17 protein-coding genes are annotated in these 16,572 nt (G+C 62.7%); 15 read left to right on the top strand and 2 right to left on the bottom strand.

All coding sequences use genetic code 11. The features are described from left to right. Positions 1 to 74: 74 nt before the first annotated feature. From thiC to FKG95_RS00745, 6 genes are all read left to right on the top strand, one after another. Positions 75 to 1,943, top strand: coding sequence for a phosphomethylpyrimidine synthase ThiC (thiC, locus tag FKG95_RS00770; protein WP_142894184.1), 1,869 nt, complete (start codon positions 75 to 77; stop codon positions 1,941 to 1,943). Beyond that, positions 1,930 to 2,964: an FAD-dependent oxidoreductase gene (locus FKG95_RS00765; protein ID WP_142894182.1), complete on the top strand. Its 1,035-nt coding sequence runs from the start codon at positions 1,930 to 1,932 to the stop codon at positions 2,962 to 2,964. The genes thiC and FKG95_RS00765 overlap by 14 nt, the downstream gene beginning before the upstream one ends. Then, complete coding sequence (thiS, locus tag FKG95_RS00760) at positions 2,961 to 3,158, top strand: sulfur carrier protein ThiS (protein ID WP_142894179.1); 198 nt, start codon at positions 2,961 to 2,963, stop codon at positions 3,156 to 3,158. The genes FKG95_RS00765 and thiS overlap by 4 nt, the downstream gene beginning before the upstream one ends. Positions 3,159 to 3,162: 4 nt before the next feature. Then, positions 3,163 to 3,942: a thiazole synthase gene (locus FKG95_RS00755; RefSeq protein WP_142894176.1), complete on the top strand. Its 780-nt coding sequence runs from the start codon at positions 3,163 to 3,165 to the stop codon at positions 3,940 to 3,942. After that, the gene (locus FKG95_RS00750) at positions 3,942 to 4,547 is read left to right on the top strand and encodes a thiamine phosphate synthase (protein ID WP_218940029.1); all 606 of its coding nucleotides are present in this window, start codon (positions 3,942 to 3,944) and stop codon (positions 4,545 to 4,547) included. Before FKG95_RS00755 ends, FKG95_RS00750 begins: the two co-directional genes overlap by 1 nt. 69 nt (positions 4,548 to 4,616) lie before the next feature. Continuing rightward, on the top strand, positions 4,617 to 5,453 hold the full coding sequence (locus FKG95_RS00745; RefSeq protein WP_142894173.1) for an IclR family transcriptional regulator: 837 nt from the start codon (positions 4,617 to 4,619) through the stop codon (positions 5,451 to 5,453). Between the two features lie 41 nt (positions 5,454 to 5,494). On the opposite strand, the gene FKG95_RS00740 is transcribed toward FKG95_RS00745, so the two are convergent. Then, entirely contained in the window at positions 5,495 to 5,884 is a 390-nt protein-coding gene (locus FKG95_RS00740) for a RidA family protein (RefSeq protein ID WP_142894169.1), read from the bottom strand. A gap of 67 nt (positions 5,885 to 5,951) precedes the next feature. Here FKG95_RS00740 and FKG95_RS00735 point away from each other — a divergent pair, with 67 nt between their 5' ends. The 9 genes from FKG95_RS00735 (at position 5,952) to FKG95_RS00695 (ending at position 15,296) form a co-directional block, all read left to right on the top strand. Further along, on the top strand, positions 5,952 to 6,482 hold the full coding sequence (locus FKG95_RS00735) for an Lrp/AsnC family transcriptional regulator (protein ID WP_142894165.1): 531 nt from the start codon (positions 5,952 to 5,954) through the stop codon (positions 6,480 to 6,482). 250 nt (positions 6,483 to 6,732) lie between these two features. After that, a complete protein-coding gene (locus tag FKG95_RS00730; protein WP_142894161.1) occupies positions 6,733 to 8,838 on the top strand; it encodes a 3-hydroxyacyl-CoA dehydrogenase NAD-binding domain-containing protein in 2,106 nt (701 codons plus the stop codon). Between the two features lie 13 nt (positions 8,839 to 8,851). Beyond that, entirely contained in the window at positions 8,852 to 10,048 is a 1,197-nt protein-coding gene (locus FKG95_RS00725; RefSeq protein WP_142894157.1) for an acyl-CoA dehydrogenase family protein, read from the top strand. A 3-nt stretch (positions 10,049 to 10,051) separates the two neighbouring features. Beyond that, on the top strand, positions 10,052 to 11,188 hold the full coding sequence (locus tag FKG95_RS00720; RefSeq protein WP_142894153.1) for an acyl-CoA dehydrogenase family protein: 1,137 nt from the start codon (positions 10,052 to 10,054) through the stop codon (positions 11,186 to 11,188). Between the two features lie 12 nt (positions 11,189 to 11,200). Beyond that, positions 11,201 to 11,632 (top strand): PaaI family thioesterase, encoded by a 432-nt coding sequence (locus FKG95_RS00715; RefSeq protein WP_142894151.1) that lies wholly within the window; start codon positions 11,201 to 11,203, stop codon positions 11,630 to 11,632. Positions 11,633 to 11,639: 7 nt separating this feature from the next. Beyond that, entirely contained in the window at positions 11,640 to 12,443 is an 804-nt protein-coding gene (locus tag FKG95_RS00710; protein WP_142894149.1) for an oxepin-CoA hydrolase, alternative type, read from the top strand. Further along, positions 12,443 to 13,450 carry an NAD(P)H-dependent flavin oxidoreductase gene (locus FKG95_RS00705; protein WP_142894146.1) on the top strand — a complete coding sequence of 336 codons (1,008 nt, stop codon included), beginning with the start codon at positions 12,443 to 12,445 and terminating at the stop codon, positions 13,448 to 13,450. Before FKG95_RS00710 ends, FKG95_RS00705 begins: the two co-directional genes overlap by 1 nt. Positions 13,451 to 13,527: 77 nt before the next feature. Then, entirely contained in the window at positions 13,528 to 14,244 is a 717-nt protein-coding gene (locus tag FKG95_RS00700; protein ID WP_142894142.1) for a DUF1287 domain-containing protein, read from the top strand. Positions 14,245 to 14,312: 68 nt separating this feature from the next. Further along, positions 14,313 to 15,296, top strand: a complete 984-nt coding sequence (locus FKG95_RS00695; protein ID WP_142894139.1) for a ribonuclease T2 family protein — start codon at positions 14,313 to 14,315, stop codon at positions 15,294 to 15,296. Between the two features lie 44 nt (positions 15,297 to 15,340). Here FKG95_RS00695 and FKG95_RS00690 read toward each other — a convergent pair whose 3' ends face one another. Next, positions 15,341 to 16,543, bottom strand: a complete 1,203-nt coding sequence (locus FKG95_RS00690) for a 3-oxoadipyl-CoA thiolase (protein WP_142894136.1) — start codon at positions 16,541 to 16,543, stop codon at positions 15,341 to 15,343. Between the last annotated feature and the right edge of the window lie 29 nt (positions 16,544 to 16,572).

Raw genomic sequence — 16,572 nt, 5'->3', positions numbered from 1 at the left:
GACAGATACATACCCACAGTTTCCCAGAGCTCTCCCCGGGTCTTTTCACTCGCAACCTATCCGGGAGATTTTTCGTGACTGAAACGACCTATTCCGAAACCGCGTCCGCAACGCCAAAGGTAACGACGGGCCCGCTGCCCGCGTCGATCAAGATTCACACCCATCCCGAGGCAAAACCGGACCTTAGCGTACCCTTTCGGGAAATCGCGCTGAGCGATCCGGCGGAAGCGCCGGTCCGTGTCTATGACACCTCCGGGCCTTACAGTGACCCGACCGTAAAGATCGATGTCGAGCAGGGCCTGCCCCGCCACCGGCTGTATTGGACGAACGACCGCGATGTCGAAGCCTGCGAAGGCCGCGATATCCGGCCCGAGGACAATGGCAACGTCAGCGGCGATCACCTCGCCCGCGCCTTCCCGATCCGGCACCGCCCGCTGCGCGGCAAGGGCGGCAAGCCCCTGACCCAGCTCCAGGCCGCCCGCGCCGGTATCATCACCGAAGAGATGGTCTACGTCGCGGAACGAGAGAACCTGGGTCGGCAACAGGCCCTGCCGGATGCCGCCGTAACGCTTGCCGGCGGCGAGAGTTTCGGGGCGGAGATCCCCGAGTTCATCACACCGGAGTTCGTGCGCAGCGAAATCGCAGCCGGACGCGCGATCATCCCAGCCAACATCAATCACCCGGAACTGGAGCCGATGATCATCGGCCGGAACTTCCTGGTGAAGATCAATGCCAACATCGGCAATTCGGCGGTGACCTCCTCGGTGGAGGAAGAGGTCGAGAAGATGGTCTGGGCGATCCGCTGGGGCGCGGACACGGTCATGGACCTCTCCACCGGCCGGAACATCCATAACACCCGCGAATGGATTATCCGCAACTCCCCCGTACCCATCGGGACGGTGCCGATCTATCAGGCCCTGGAAAAAGTGAACGGCGTGGCCGAAGACCTGACCTGGGAGGTTTTCCGCGACACCCTGATCGAGCAGGCGGAACAGGGCGTCGACTACTTCACGATCCATGCGGGCGTGCGGTTAGGCTACGTGCATCTGGCTGCCGAACGGGTCACCGGGATCGTCTCGCGCGGCGGTTCGATCATGGCCAAGTGGTGCCTTTTCCATCACAAGGAGAGCTTCCTCTACGAGCACTTCGCCGAGATCTGCGAGATCTGCAACAAGTATGACGTCTCCTTCTCCCTGGGAGACGGCATGCGGCCCGGCTCCATTGCCGACGCCAACGACCGCGCCCAGTTCGCCGAGCTGGAAACCCTGGGCGAGCTGACACAGGTCGCCTGGGACAAGGGCTGCCAGGTGATGATCGAAGGCCCCGGCCACGTGCCCATGCACAAGATCAAAGTCAACATGGACAAGCAGCTGCGCGAATGCGGCGAGGCCCCCTTCTACACGCTCGGCCCGCTGACCACCGACATCGCACCGGGTTACGATCACATCACCTCTGGTATCGGGGCCGCCATGATCGGCTGGTTCGGCTGCGCCATGCTTTGCTACGTCACGCCCAAGGAACACCTGGGGCTGCCCAACCGGGACGACGTGAAGGTCGGCGTGATCACCTATAAGATCGCGGCCCATGCCGCCGATCTCGCCAAGGGCCATCCGGGCGCGCAGATCCGGGACGACGCGGTCTCCAAGGCCCGCTTCGATTTCCGCTGGCAGGATCAGTTCAATCTCTCCCTGGACCCGGAAACCTCGCAGAAGTTCCATGACGAAACCCTGCCCAAGCAGGCCCACAAGGTCGCGCATTTCTGCTCCATGTGCGGCCCCAAGTTCTGTTCCATGAAGATCAGCCAGGAGGTCCGCGACTTCGCTGACCGCCTCAACGATAAAGAACAGGGCATGGCCCAGATGAGTGAGACCTTTAAACGCCTGGGCGGCGATCTCTATGTCGATGCCAAAGTCGCGGAGAAGGAATCCAATGCCGAACTCTAGCACCAATGCACCCCGGGTCGAGATTGTCGGCTCGGGGGTCGTCGGCCTGACCTGCGCCCTCACCTTCGCCGAGCGGGGCTGTCCGGTCACCCTGGTCGCGGGCAGCGCCGGACCGGATGCGAGTTGCTGTTCCTGGTGGGCCGGGGGCATGCTCGCGCCCGGCTGCGAAATGGAATCCGCGGAGCCCATCATCGGTGTCTTGGGGGCAGAGAGCATGGCCTTCTGGGACCAGTTGGATCCGAAGCCCGTGAAGAACGGTACTCTCGTAGTGGCCGCTGCCCGAGACACACCGGACCTCAAGCGCTTCGGACGGGTCACGGAAGGCTGGGAGCCCGCTGATTCCGCCCGCATCGCGGCCCTGGAGCCGGATCTGGCGGAGCGCTTCGCCACGGGTCTCTTCTTTCCCGAAGAGTCCCACTTCGATCCGCGCGAAGTCCTGCCGGCACTGGTCGAACGTCTGAAAAGCCTGGGGGTTTCCTTCCGCTTCGAGGAAGCGCTCTCGGACAGCCACCTGGAAGCCGAGCCCGACGCGGACTGGCGCCTCGACTGCCGGGGTCTGGCGGCGCGCGACAAGCTGCCGGATCTGCGCGGGGTCAAGGGTGAGATGCTGCTGCTCAAAAGCGATGAAGTCTCCCTCAGCCGGCCAATCCGCTTGCTGCATCCCCGCATTCCGCTCTATATCGTGCCCCGTAGCGGCGGCCTGTTCATGGTCGGGGCGACCATGATAGAAAGCGAAGAGCGGGAGCGCCCGACGGTGCGTTCCGTGCTGGAGCTGCTCTCGGCGGCCTACGCACTGCACCCGGCGTTCGGCGAGGCGGAAATTGTCGAAATCGGCGTCGACGCCCGTCCGGCCTTTCCCGACAATCTGCCGCGGATTCGCCGGGACGGACGCACGCTGCGGGTCAACGGGATGTACCGGCACGGCTATCTGGCCGCGCCTGCCGTTGCGCGCCGGGCGGCAGACTATCTGTTGGAGGGGAAGGTGCCGGAGGATATCGGCACCAGAGGAGATTACGAATGAGGGTCACGGTTAACGGTCAGCCGCATGAGACCGCGGCGGCCACGCTCGCCGAACTTCTGAGCGAACTGAACTACGACGGCGCGGTGGTCGCGACCGCGCTGAACGGCGAGTTCGCCCCCAAAGGCAAGCGTCTGGAACTGGCGGTGTCGGAAAACGATCAGATCGAAGTTATCGCCCCCATGAAGGGCGGATAACCCCATGAGCCTCGACTTTTACGGCACGAGCGTTCAGTCCCGTCTCCTGCTCGGCACTTCGCTCTATCCCTCGCCCGCGATCATGCTGGAGTCCCTGAAGGCCTCCGGCGCGCAGATCGCGACGGTCTCCCTGCGCCGGGAGTCGGGTACGGAGCGTGCCGGCCAGGCCTTCTGGTCGCTGATCAAGGAGTCCGGCGTCCGTGTCCTGCCCAACACCGCCGGCTGCAAGACGGTGAAGGAAGCGGTCACCACGGCGCAGATGGCGCGCGAGCTTTTCGACACGCCCTGGGTCAAGCTGGAGGTGATCGGCGAGGACGACACCCTGCAGCCGGACGTCTTCGGACTGGTGGAGGCCGCGCGCATTCTCTGTTCCGAAGGTTTCGAAGTCTTTCCCTACACCACCGAAGATCTGGTGGTCGCGGAAAAGCTGCTGGCTGCCGGCTGCGAAGTGCTGATGCCCTGGGGCGCGCCGATCGGCAGCGGGCGCGGCCTGAACAATCTCTACGGCCTGCGCAGCCTGCGCGCGCACTTTCCCAAGGTGCCCCTGGTGGTGGACGCCGGCATCGGCTTGCCCTCCCACGCCGCCCAGGCCATGGAACTGGGCTACGACGCCATCCTGCTCAACACCGCCGTCGCCAAGGCCGGAGATCCGGTCGCCATGGCCAGGGCCTTCGCCGCCGCGATCGAGGCCGGACGGACGGCTTTTGAGGCGGAGCCAATAGAAACCCGCGACATGGCTGCCCCCTCCACGCCCGTAGCAGGCACACCCTTTTGGAACAACTGATGCTCGATCCCTTTTACCTCATCATCGACGGCGTCAAATGGCTGCCACGGTTTTTGCCGCTGGGCCTGAAACTGGTGCAGCTACGCATCAAGGATAAGCCTGAGGCGGAACTGCGCGTGCAAATCGCCGAGGCCAAAACCCTCTGCGCCGAAGCCGGCTGCCAGCTGATCGTGAACGACTACTGGCAACTGGCATTAGAGCTGGGCTGCGACTATGTACATCTGGGCCAGGAAGATCTGGACGACGCCGATGTCACGGCCATCCGGGACGGCGGCCTGCGTCTTGGGGTCAGCACCCACGACGACAGGGAACTCGACCGCGCCCTCGCCCTGAAGCCTGATTATGTCGCGCTCGGCCCCGTCTACCCCACGATCCTCAAGGCCATGAAGTGGGCGCCGCAAGGCGTGGAAAAGGTCACCGGCTGGAAGGAAAAAGTGGGCGACGTGCCTCTGGTCGCCATCGGAGGCCTGACCATCGAGCGCGCACCTGCTGTCTTCGAGGCGGGCGCGGACTCCATCTCAGTCGTCACCGACGTGCTTCTGGCCGAAAGCCCGGAAACCCGCCTGAGGGAATGGCTCGAGCTGACCGCGCCACGGCGCAAGTAGAGCGGACCATTTGACCTGCGCGGGGTTTCTGCTGTAGTCCGGTCTGATCATTTTGGCGAGGGCGAAGGCGTGACTCCGATATCGAAAACAGGCGAAAGCGGCGAAGGTCTCCGCGAGGAAGACCCTCCCGAGGAAGCTGGCCCTGACCGCCGTTTCGCCACCACGCTGGCCCGGGGCCTAAGTGTCCTGCGCGCTTTCCGCACCTCCGACGGCCCTCTGGGCAATCAGGAGCTTTCCGAGCGCACCGGCCTGCCCAAGTCCACCGTATCGCGCATGACCTACACGCTTTCCCAACTGGGCTATCTCGACCACCTACGCTCGATCGAAAAGTACCGTCTCGGCCCGGCGGCGCTGGCACTGGGTAATATAGCCCGGGTGAACCTGCCGTTTCTGGAGATCGCCAATCCGATCATGCAGGAGCTTGCGGACGAGACCGGCACTCTGGTCGCCTTCACGGTCCGCGATCAGCTCTCGATGCTCTATGCCCATTGCTGGCGGCCCCGCGCGGCGGCGACGATCTGGCTGGAGGTCGGCCGCAAGATTCCCCTCGACAAGACGGCTTCAGGTCTCTGTTTTCTTGCCTCTGCCTCGGAACGCGAATGCCGCGGCCTGCGCCAGGAATTCGTGGCCTCCGGCGAACTGACCGGTGACGCCTTCGACAGCATAGTCAAGAGAGCGCGTCAGCAGTTGTTGTCCCTGGGCTACACCACCTCCATCGGCGGCTGGGTCGACACCATCAATGCCGTCGCGGTTCCGTTCCGGAGCCACGAAGCCTCCCAGGCTTTCGTCTTCAACTGCGGCGATCTCAGCAATAACCTCACGGAAGCCCGCATCACCGAGGAGGTCGGGCCTCTGCTGCGCCGCCGGGTCGGCGATCTGGAAGCCAGAATGGGCCAGAGCACTTAAGAATGGATCCTACCGCGTAGTTCCCGCAAGGCAAACAGAGTTCATTCCGCAACGGCCGTTATCTCCAGTTCAACCAGCCATGCCGGGTCGAGTGTCTGCACAACAATCGCAGTTGTCGGAACGCGCCTGTTTCCCAGGGCCCTTACGCGCGCTTCCTGATTCTTTTGGGCGAATTCAGGCTTCGTGAGATAGCTCGTAACCCGCACTATATTGTCCGTGGTCATCTGCGCCTCGGTCAGAATGCGCCGTAGATTTTGCCAGATCAGCTCAAGTTGCTCATCGAGTGCCGGCGGAGCATTGCCATGAATATCGAGCCCCATCGTCCCGCTGACAAAAAGCTGCCTTCGCGCACGGCGAACCTCCAGACCATGAACATAGTCCCCCGTGGCCGGGTAAATACCCGCAGCTGGATTGATAATTGATTCGAGCATACTGAATATCCTTTCGCTAAAATAAGGATATGCGGAATGAATTATAAAAATAGGGGCAATCTGAAAGATGAATCGAGAAGCAGAGGATGTTCAGCCAAAACTGAGGTCAAGCCGCCCATTGGACGACTTCGACCGAAGAATCTTAAGTGCTTTGACCCGGGACGCCCGCCAGACCTACGCCCAGGTCGGCCAGAGCGCAGGTCTCTCAGCTCCGGCGGTCCACGACCGGGTCAAACGCATGAAAGAAAGCGGTGCCATTGCCGGGACGAGCGCGATGATCAATGGACCGGCGGTCGGAAAGCCCTTTCTCGCCTTTATCCACGTCGATGCGGAGGGGTGGGGCAAGAGCCAACGCATGATGAAACTGAAGGCTTTTCCGGAGGTGGAAGAGATGCACTCGGTCGCGGGCGACACTTGCGTGATCCTGAAGGTAAGGACCGAGAGCGCGCTTGCCCTGGAACACTTCCTGTCACAGCTTTATGTCCTGCCGGGCGTTAAAGGCACCAAGAGCTTTGTCGTTTTGTCAACCTATCTGGAACGTCCGGTGCAGCCGGAGGTCACCGGCTCCTGGCCCGAGATCCCCCTCCCGCCAGAGTGACAGCAGTCCCGATCACACCCCAGGATTCGACATCCGAGACTGTTACGCGCATGAACCTGATCAGGTCCCGGAAGGTAAATTGAAATTCCGATATGCGGAATAGTATTTTATATATTGGAATAACGAAACCGGGTCGCTATTCTCTGAAAAATTCCACAGCTCACCGCCACCCTGGAAAGACGGTCGATGCCTGGTAGGGCTTGGTCTAGAGTAGCTCTGAGTTAACAATAAACGCAGCCGGGAGACTGTAATGAGTGAGGTGGTGCGGCTCGAACGCCACGGTGATATCGCAGCCATTGTCGTGGATAACCCGCCGGTCAATGCCCTGGGACAGGCTGTCCGTCAGGGCCTGAAGGAGCGGTTGAACGAGGCGGCCAATGACGACGCGGTCCGTGCGATCGTGATCCTCGGCGCGGAGCGAACCTTTATCGCCGGGGCCGATATCCGTGAGTTCGGCAAACCGCCGCAGCCGCCGTCGCTTCCCGAAGTGATCGAGGACATGGATGCCTGCCCCAAGCCGGTCATCGCCGCCCTGCACGGCACCGCACTCGGCGGTGGTTTCGAAGTCGCGCTCGGCTGTCATTACCGGGTCGCGCTCGACGGCGCGAAGGTCGGGCTGCCGGAAGTCAAACTCGGTATCCTGCCGGGGGCCGGCGGAACGCAGCGCACGCCGCGCCTGATCGGCGCCGCCAAGGCGCTTGATATGATCCTTTCCGGCGATTTCGTCGCGGCGGAAAAGGCCCTGTCCCTGGGTCTGATCGATGAAGTCTCCAAGGCCGAAACACCGCTCGAAGCCGGTCTCGCCTTCGCCCGCAAGGCCATCGACGAGGCCTATCCCCTGCGCCGCGTGCGTGACCTCGAAGACGAAATTCTCGCTGACCGTGGCAAGTCCGATGTCTTCGACGACGCCCGCGGGAAGCTGAAGAAAACCGCGCGCGGCCTCTTCTCCCCCCACAAGATCGTCGACGCGGTTCAGGCGGCGGTCGAGCTGCCCTTCGATGATGGCATCAAACGGGAACGCGAACTCTTTCAGGAATGCGTGGAATCGCCGCAACGCGCCGGTCTGATCCACGCCTTTTTCTCCGAACGGCAGGTCGGCAAGGTCCCCGGCCTGAAAGGCGCCGCGCGGCGGCCGCTGATTTCGGCCGGTGTTGTCGGCGGCGGCACCATGGGCGCGGGTATTGCCGTTTCCATGCTGCTTTCCGGTCTTCAGGTGATCATGATCGAGCGCGACGAAGAAAGTCTCGCCCGCGGCAAAGCGACCGTGGATAAGATCCTGGAGGCCTCTGTCAAACGCGGCAAGCTGACCGCGGGCAGCAAGGCCGCGGTGATGACGGAGAGTTTCTCCGGCTCGACCGACTATGCCGCGCTTTCCGATGTCGACATTGTTGTCGAAGCGGTTTTCGAAGACATGGAGGTCAAGAAAGGCGTCTTCGCGCAGCTCGATGCGGTCCTAAAAGCAGGCGCGATCCTGGCCACCAACACCTCCTATCTGGATGTCGACGCCTTGGCAGCCGGAACCTCACGTCCCTCCGACGTGATCGGCCTGCACTTCTTCTCCCCGGCTCATGTCATGAAGCTGCTTGAGATCGTGGTGGGCGATCAGACGGCACCGGAAGTCGTCGCCACCGGCTTCGCGCTGGCCAAACGCCTGGGCAAGGTGGGCGTGCGCGCAGGTGTCTGCGATGGTTTCATCGGTAACCGTATTCTCGCCACCTACCGCAAGCAGATCGACTATATGGTCGAGGACGGGGCCAGCCCCTATGAAGTCGATGATGCGATCCGCGCGTTCGGTTTCCCCATGGGGCCCTTCCAGGTCAGCGATCTGGCCGGTGTCGACATCGGCTGGATGACCCGCCGCCGCCTGGACGCCACCCGCGATCCCCGGGAACGCTACGTGGAGGTTGCCGACCGCCTCTATGAAGCCGGCCGCATGGGCCAGAAGTCCGGTGCCGGCTGGTATCTCTACAGCGAGGGGAACCGGCGGGGCGCCAAAGACCCGGTGGTGGAAAACATCGTCGTGCAGGAACGCGCCAAGAAGGACATCGAGCCCAAGAGCTTCACGCCGGAGCAGATCCAGCGCCGCTACCTGGCCGCCATGATCAACGAGGCCGCCAAGGTGCTGGAAGAAGGCATCGCCCTGCGGCCATTGGATATCGATGTCACCCTGCTCTACGGCTACGGCTTCCCGCGTTGGCGCGGCGGCCCCATGAAGTATGCCGATATGGTCGGTCTCGACCAGATCCTGGCCGACATTCGCAGCTACGCCGAAGAAGACGCCTTCGCCTGGCAGCCCGCCAAACTGCTGGTGGATCTGGTGGAGCGCGGCGAAAATTTTGAAAGCCTCAACAAATGAAAGGCGCAGCGTCATGGACATGAACTTTACGCCTGAAGAGATCGCCTTCCGTGACGAGGTCCGCGGTTTTCTGAAGGACAAGCTGCCGGAGGCTCTGGCCGCCAAGGTCAAGGGCGGCAAGCGCCTTCTGAAGGGTGACTACGAACTCTGGCACACGCGCCTGAACGAACGCGGCTGGCTTGCCTGGCACTGGCCAGTTGATCACGGCGGGACGGGTTGGACGCCGATTGAAAAACACATCTTCGAGGAAGAGTGCGTGGCCGCGGGCGCACCGCGTGTCGTACCTTTCGGCCTTAATATGCTGGGGCCGGTGCTGATCAAGTTCGGCAGCGACGAACAGCGCGCTCACTATCTGCCGCGCATCCTGAACGGTGACGATTGGTGGTGCCAGGGTTACTCGGAACCTGGGTCCGGTTCTGACCTTGCGTCGCTCAAGACCAAGGCTGTCCGGGACGGCGACCACTACTTGGTGAACGGTCAGAAGACCTGGACCACGCTCGGACACTTCGCCGACTGGATCTTCTGTCTGGTCCGCACCGACAGCGATTGCAAGCCGCAGCAGGGCATTTCCTTCCTGCTGATCGACATGAAGACACCGGGCATCACGGTCCGCCCGATTGTCACCCTGGACGGCGAGCATGAGGTCAACGAAGTTTTCTTCGAGGACGTTCGCGTCCCGGTCGGAAACCTGGTTGGCGAGGAAAACAAGGGCTGGACCTATGCCAAGTACCTGCTGACTTACGAGCGCACGGGCATCGCCGGTGTCGCCTTCGCCAAGAACGGCCTGGCCCACTTGAAACAGGTCGCCGCCAGGCAGATGAAGGGCCGCAAGCCCCTGGCCCAGGACCCGTTGTTTGCCTCCCGGGTCGCCCAGGTCGAGATCGATCTCATGGCCATGGAAACCTTCAACCTGCGGACCGTCTCGGCGGCGCAGCACGGTGGCGTTCCCGGTGTCGAGAGTTCCATGCTGAAGATCAAGGGTACGGAGATCCGTCAGGAGATCACCGATCTTCTGCGCCGGGCCCTCGGCCCCTACGCGGCCCCCTTCGTGCCGGAGGGCCTGGACGAGGGTTATAACGAACCGCCGATCGGACCGGATTACGCCAACCCGGTCGCCTCGCAGTATTTCAACATGCGCAAAGTCTCGATTTACGGCGGCTCGAACGAAATACAAAAGAACATCGTCGCGAAGATGATGCTGGGACTGTAATCCATGGACTTTAACCTCACTGACGACCGCCGCATGCTGAAAGAAAGCCTCTCGCGCTTTCTTCAGGACCGCTACGGCTTCGAAACCCGCAACGAGATCGCCGGATCCGAACAGGGCTTCAGCCGGGAGCTCTGGGCCCAGATGGCCGAATTGGGCCTGATCGGCGCCATGCTGCCGGAAGAGGTCGGCGGCTTCGGCGGCGAAGGCTTTGACGTTATGACCGTGATGGAAGAGCTCGGCCGCGCCATCGTGGTCGAGCCGGTGCTGCCGACAGCCGTTCTGGGCGCGGGCATCCTGGCCGAAGCGGGTTCCGACAGTCAGAAGGGTCTGTTGGAGAAGGTTATCTCCGGCGAGTTGCTGCTGGCTTTCGCCCACGGCGAACCGCAAAGCCGCTACAGCCTTTCGGACATCACTTGCCAGGCGGAAAGGACCAATGGCGATTGGGTCTTGGATGGGCAAAAAGCCGTGGTCCTGAACGGGGATGCAGCGGATAAAATCATCGTTTCAGCCCGGACGAGCGGCACCGATGACGACGAGGACGGCCTGACGCTGTTCCTGATCGACACGGATGCAAAAGGCATTTCCCGGCGCGGCTATGCAACGGTCGACGGCGGACGGGCAGCGGAAATCACTCTCGAGGACGTGGCGGTCGGCGAGGACGCAGTCATTGGTGAGTTGGGCAAGGCCTTCCCGGTGATCGAGGAAGCTATCGGTCGCGGCATCCTGGCAGTTTGCGCCGAGGCTTTGGGCGCCATGGATGTCGCCAAGGACATGACCCTGGAGTTCCTGCAGACCCGCAAACAGTTCGGTGTGCCGCTCGGCAAGTTTCAGGTTCTGCAGCACCGCATGGTCGAAATGTGCCTGGAGATCGAGCAGGCGCGCTCGGCAACGATTCTGGCTGCCGGACGCATGAAAGAGGACCGCGCCACGCGGGAGGCCGCCCTCAGTGCCGCCAAGAACCTGGTCGGACGCTCAGCCCGCCTGGTCGCCGAGGAATCCATTCAGATGCACGGCGGCATCGGTATGACCTGGGAGTACGCCCTGCCTCACTTCGCCAAACGCCTGACCATGATCGATCATCTCTTCGGCGATGCAGATCATCATCTGGAGCGTTTTGCGGCGCTCTCTCAAGCTTCGTAAAGCCCAGACTTCATGACCAGCGAAAACAAAAGTCACGGGCGGCGCGATGCTGACGGCGCGCTCATTTTCCAGAACGACACCGGCGCACAGGAATCCATGGGTTACATGGCACGGGTTTATCCCGAGCACACCGATGTTCTGCTGACCATCGGACCGCAGCACCGCAACCGGCGCGAGGTTCTGCATGGCGGCATCATCGTGACCGTGATGGACTCCGCCTGCGGCTATGCCTGCAGCCGCCACGCCGCCGAAGACGCGGGCATTCCCTTCGTCACCATGTCGCTGACCACAAACTTCATCGCCCCGGTCGCCGAAGGCACCATCCGTGCCACCGGGCGCGTAACAGGCGGCGGTTACAAGACACTCTTTTGCGAGGCGGAGGTGCGCAGCGAGGATGACCGCCTCATCGCCACGGCAACCGGTGTCTTCAAACGCTCGAAGTAGAAACGGCATGATCGAAACCAGGAAAGAGGGCGCGGTCCTCATCGTCGTCAACAGCGACCCGGGCACACGCAATGCCCTGACACCGGAGTTCTACAGGGGTTTCCGCGAGCTGCTCGAAGACGCGGGTGGGGACACCTCCGTTGCCGCCATTGTTTTAACCGGCGCCGGAGATTTCTTCTGCTCCGGTGGCAATCTGACCGTGCTCAAGGAACGCACGACCATGAAGGAGAGCGAGCGGCGCCAGGGCATCGACAAGCTGCACAGTCTGATCACCGCCATGCGCGCCTGCCCGAAACCCATTGTCGCCGCCATCGAGGGTGGCGCGGCCGGCGCCGGTGTTTCCATGGCCCTGGCCTGTGACATGGTCGTCGCCGCGCGCGACGCATACTTCTCCGTTGCCTACGTCAAGATCGGCCTGACACCGGATGGTGGCGCAACCGCCTTCCTGTCGCGCAGCCTGCCGCGCCAACTGGTCAGCGAGCTTTGCCTGACAGGTGACCGGGTCGGCGTGCAACGGCTTTATGATCTGGGCACCATCAACCGGATCGTGGAGACGGGCCAGGCGGTCGACGAAGCCACCGCCATTGCTCAGCGGCTCGCGCAGGGGCCGGAGGGCGCCATGGCGCGAATCAAACACCTGGTCGACAGCGGCGCGACAACAACGCTGGACGAGCAGCTCGAACTAGAAGCCCAATCCATGGCCGCCTCCTTCGGCACCGCCGAAGGCGCCGAGGGCATCGCCGCCTTTCTGGAAAAACGCAAGCCCCGCTTTCGCCCAATGGCGGACGACGAGGCTGGAGACCCCACCTGATGCCGGACAGCACGCTCCCCCTGACCTACAAAACCGCAGCCACGGAGCTCTTCGGCATCCGCCTGCCCATCGTCGCGGGCGGTCTGCAATGGCTCGCCAACGCCGACTATGTTTCGGCGGCGGGCCGGGCCGGAATCATCGGTTTCATCACCGCCGCCAGCTTCCCAGACATCGCATCTCTGCGCGATGAGATCCGCAAGTGCCGGGATCTCTGCGACGGCGCGCCCTTTGGAGTCAACGTCTCCATGCTGCCCAAGCTGGTGCAGGGCGAGCGGACCAACGAGATCTTCGATCTGATCGTCGGGGAGGGCGTGCGGTTCGTCGAGACGTCGGGCCGCAACCCGGAGCCCTATCTGCCGCCCCTGAAGGCCGCCGGTGTCGTCGTCCTCCACAAGGTTCCGGCGGTACGCTACGCCGCCAAGGCACAATCGGTCGGCGTGGATGCAGTTTCCATCGTCGGCGCGGAATGCGGCGGCCATCCGGGTCTGGACGTCATCGGCAGCTTCGTGCAGAGCGCCATGGCCGACGAGCAGATCGAAATCCCCTACCTGATCGGCGGCGGGGTCGGCACCGGAACACAGGTGATCGCGGCGCTCGCCATGGGCGCGGCGGGCGTGGTCGTCGGCACCCGCTTTACCATCGCCAAGGAAATATGGGCGCACGAAGGCTACAAGCAGCGCCTGATCGACGCCAGCGAACGCGACACCACTATGATCATGCAGTCCGTACGCAACACCGTGCGGGCCCTGCGCAACGAGACCACCGAGATCGTCGCGAAGATCGAGGCGGAACAGGACGAGGTCACGATCCAGGATCTGATTCCTTATGTGTCTGGCAAGATCGGCAAACAAGCTTACGAGACCGGCGATTGCAAGCGTGGCCTGCTTTCGGTCGGACAGTCGGTGGTCTTCGCCGATGCCATCGAACCCCTGGCGGATATCGTGCGCCGCTTCGAGCAGGAAATGCGCAAGGCCTCTTCAAGGCTGAACTCGATCTCGGCAGGTTAGAACGCCGGAAAATCCTTCCGCAAATTGCCCTAATGGCTCCACAGTTGGGCCTTAATTCCTGACGACACTCCCGCCCCATGGGAATCAAACGACGCAGCGTACTCGCTGGCGGATTGAGCCTCGCCGCGCTCTCGGGCTGGGCCTTTCTGGAACGCAAAAGCATCGGTCGCGCCGCCCCTCTGGTGCAGGCGGAACTGAAACAGGCGCTCGCCGGTCCGCCGGAACCCTATGCGGCTGCGCCACTGCCAGAACCCGACGCCTGGAACAGCCAACTGGTCACCGCTGCCGAAACCCAGATCGGCAGAACCGTCAGCTACGACCCGGCCTATGTGCGCATCGCTTATCCCAGCGGCGACATTCCCATCGAGCGCGGCGTCTGCACCGACGTGATCATCCGCGCCTACCGCGACGCCTTCGCCCTGGACCTGCAACGCCTGGTGCACGAGGACATGCGCAGCGACTTCAGTGCCTATCCGAAACTCTGGAATCTCAAAGGCCCGGACCGGAACATCGATCACCGGCGCGTCCCTAATCTCGCGACCTACTTCACCCGCCAGGGCGCCGCTCGCCAAAAGTCGAAGAAACCGGAAGACTATTTGCCCGGCGACATTGTGACTTATGTCTTCCCAAACAACCGGGTCCACATCGCCATCGTCAGCGCCCATGCCAGCCCGGACGGCAAGCGCCCGCTGATCATCCACAACGCAGGCTTCGGCACCCGCCGCAACGACATGCTCTTCTCCAACCGCATCACCGGCCACTTCCGCTTTCCGCCACCGCCGACCATAGGATGAGTTCCACGGACATCCGCCAAATGTGATATGGCTGTTTTGAACAGCAGCCGTGACGCACAGGAAACCGGATGAAGCGGATTACTCTTCTCGCAAGTCTCACCGCAGCGCTCGCCACCTTCAACGACTGTGCCTGGGCGTCCGTAAAGCTGGAAGGCTGGTTGATCGCTAAGGAGGCCTGCATCGCCTCCAAGTCCCTGCGGGGATCCAGCGGCCAGGAGCTGGAGCCGGGACGGGCTTATGTTCTGCGGGGTCAGAACCGGGCGGACAACCCCAGCCACTATCAGGTCCGCCTGGGTGAAAGCGGTAACAGCGACAGATGGGTCAGGATCGACTGCGGCGTCCATGTCGTGCGGGCCGGTCCGGGTGAACCGAGCAACGAGGATGAGATCGCTGCGCCCGCAACGCCGCTGTTGCTGGCCGTCTCCTGGCAACCGGCCTTCTGCGAAGCCCGCCCACGGCAGCGGGAATGCAAAAGCCAGCATAACGACCGCTTCGACGCATCCCACTTTGCACTCCACGGCCTCTGGCCGCAGCCGCGCGAGAATGTCTACTGCGATGTCAGCGCGCGCATGAAACGGGACGACAAGGACCGGCGCTGGGACTGGCTGCCCCTGCTCGACCTGGAAGCCTCGACGCGGAACGAGCTGAAAAAAGTTATGCCCGGAACCGCGTCGTTCCTCCATCGTCATGAATGGGTGAAACACGGCACCTGCTATTCGAGCGATCCGGAGACTTACTATCGGGACTCACTGCGCATGATGGCGCAGCTCAACTCTTCGGAGGTACAGAAACTATTTGTGGCAAATGTCGGTCAAAACGTTTCCGCGAAGGCCATCCGCGCGGCTTTTGAGACAGCGTTCGGACCCGGCAGCGGCACGCGCGTGCAGGTGACCTGCAGGGATGACGGCGACCGCCGGCTCATCACGGAACTGAAGATTTATCTGGGCGGTCCGCTCGCGGAACCCATAAGCTTCGCCGACGCCTTGCAGGCAGGCGAGAGAACCGCGCCGGGCTGCAGCGGCGGGATCGTGGATCCGGTCGGCCAGCAATAAATCGAATCGTATTCTGACCGGCCGGATCTCTAAGGAACTGAAACCTATACCCGTTCGATCACCATGGCGATGCCCTGCCCGGCACCGATGCACATGGAGAGCAGGCCATACCGGCCTCCGGTCCGCTCAAGCTGACGCAGGCCGGTCAGCACAATGCGCGCACCCGAAGCCCCCAGCGGATGGCCGACGGCAATTGCGCCGCCGTTGGGGTTGAGACGAGGATCCTCCGCATCCAGGCCCAGAATCTTGCAGCAGCCGAGCACCTGAGTCGCAAAAGCCTCATTGATTTCAATGAGATCCATATCCTTCATCTCAAGCCCGGCCCGTGCCAGCGCTTTGGGAATGGCGTAGGCGGGACCGACCCCCATGATGCGTGGCGGCACACCGGCAATGGCACCGGAAAGCACGCGCCCGCGCGGCGCGACGCCGGCCTTTTCACCGGCGGCGCGCGAGCCGACGATCAAGGCACCGGCCCCATCGTTGATGCCGGAAGCGTTGGCGGCCGTCACCACACCGCCCTCGAAGAGCGGCCGCAGAGACGCCATTTTTTCCAGGCTGGTATCGGGGCGCGGATGTTCATCCGCCGCCACGCTCAAGGGCGGTTTCTTGCGGCCCTGCGGCACTTCGGTGGCACAGATTTCTTCCTCGAAGAAGCCCGCCGCCCGGGCGGCTTCGAACTTCTGCTGGGAGCCGTAGGCAAAGACGTCCGAAGCTTCCCGGCCGATCTCATAGTCTTTGTCTATGTTGTCGGCGGTTTCCGGCATGGACTCGATCCCGAATTCCGCCGCGATCTTCTTGTTCGGAAAGCGGCTGCCGATCGCGCTGTCGTACATCTCGAAGGTCCGCTGATAGGGCGCTTCCGACTTGCCCATGACCAGCGGCGCCCGGCTCATGCTCTCGGTACCGCCGGCGATATAAAGGTCCGCCTCCTTCAGGGTGATCGAGCGCGCCACATCGAGCACCGCCGACATGCCCGAGCCGCAAAGGCGGTTTACCGTCAAACCGCCGGTCTCGACCGGCAGTCCCGCCAGAAGACCCGCAAAGCGCCCCACATTGCGGCTGTCTTCACCGGATTGGCAGACACAACCTACGACAACATCCTCGTAGTCTTCCTTGGCGAAGGGCGCGCGCTCCACGACCTGCCGGATCACATAACCGAGCAGATCGTCGGGCCTGACAGGCGCAAGGACGCCGCTGTGACGGCCAAAGGGAGTGCGCAAACCATCGTAGATATAAGCATCGAGCATTGTTGAAAATTCCAGGTTTTCCGGTGGAT

Origin of the sequence: Denitrobaculum tricleocarpae (assembly GCF_007004665.1) — a bacterium.
GTDB lineage: Bacteria > Pseudomonadota > Alphaproteobacteria > Kiloniellales > Kiloniellaceae > Denitrobaculum > Denitrobaculum tricleocarpae.
Note: the sequence above shows the minus strand (reverse complement) of the source record. Positions and strands in the feature narration are given on the sequence as shown.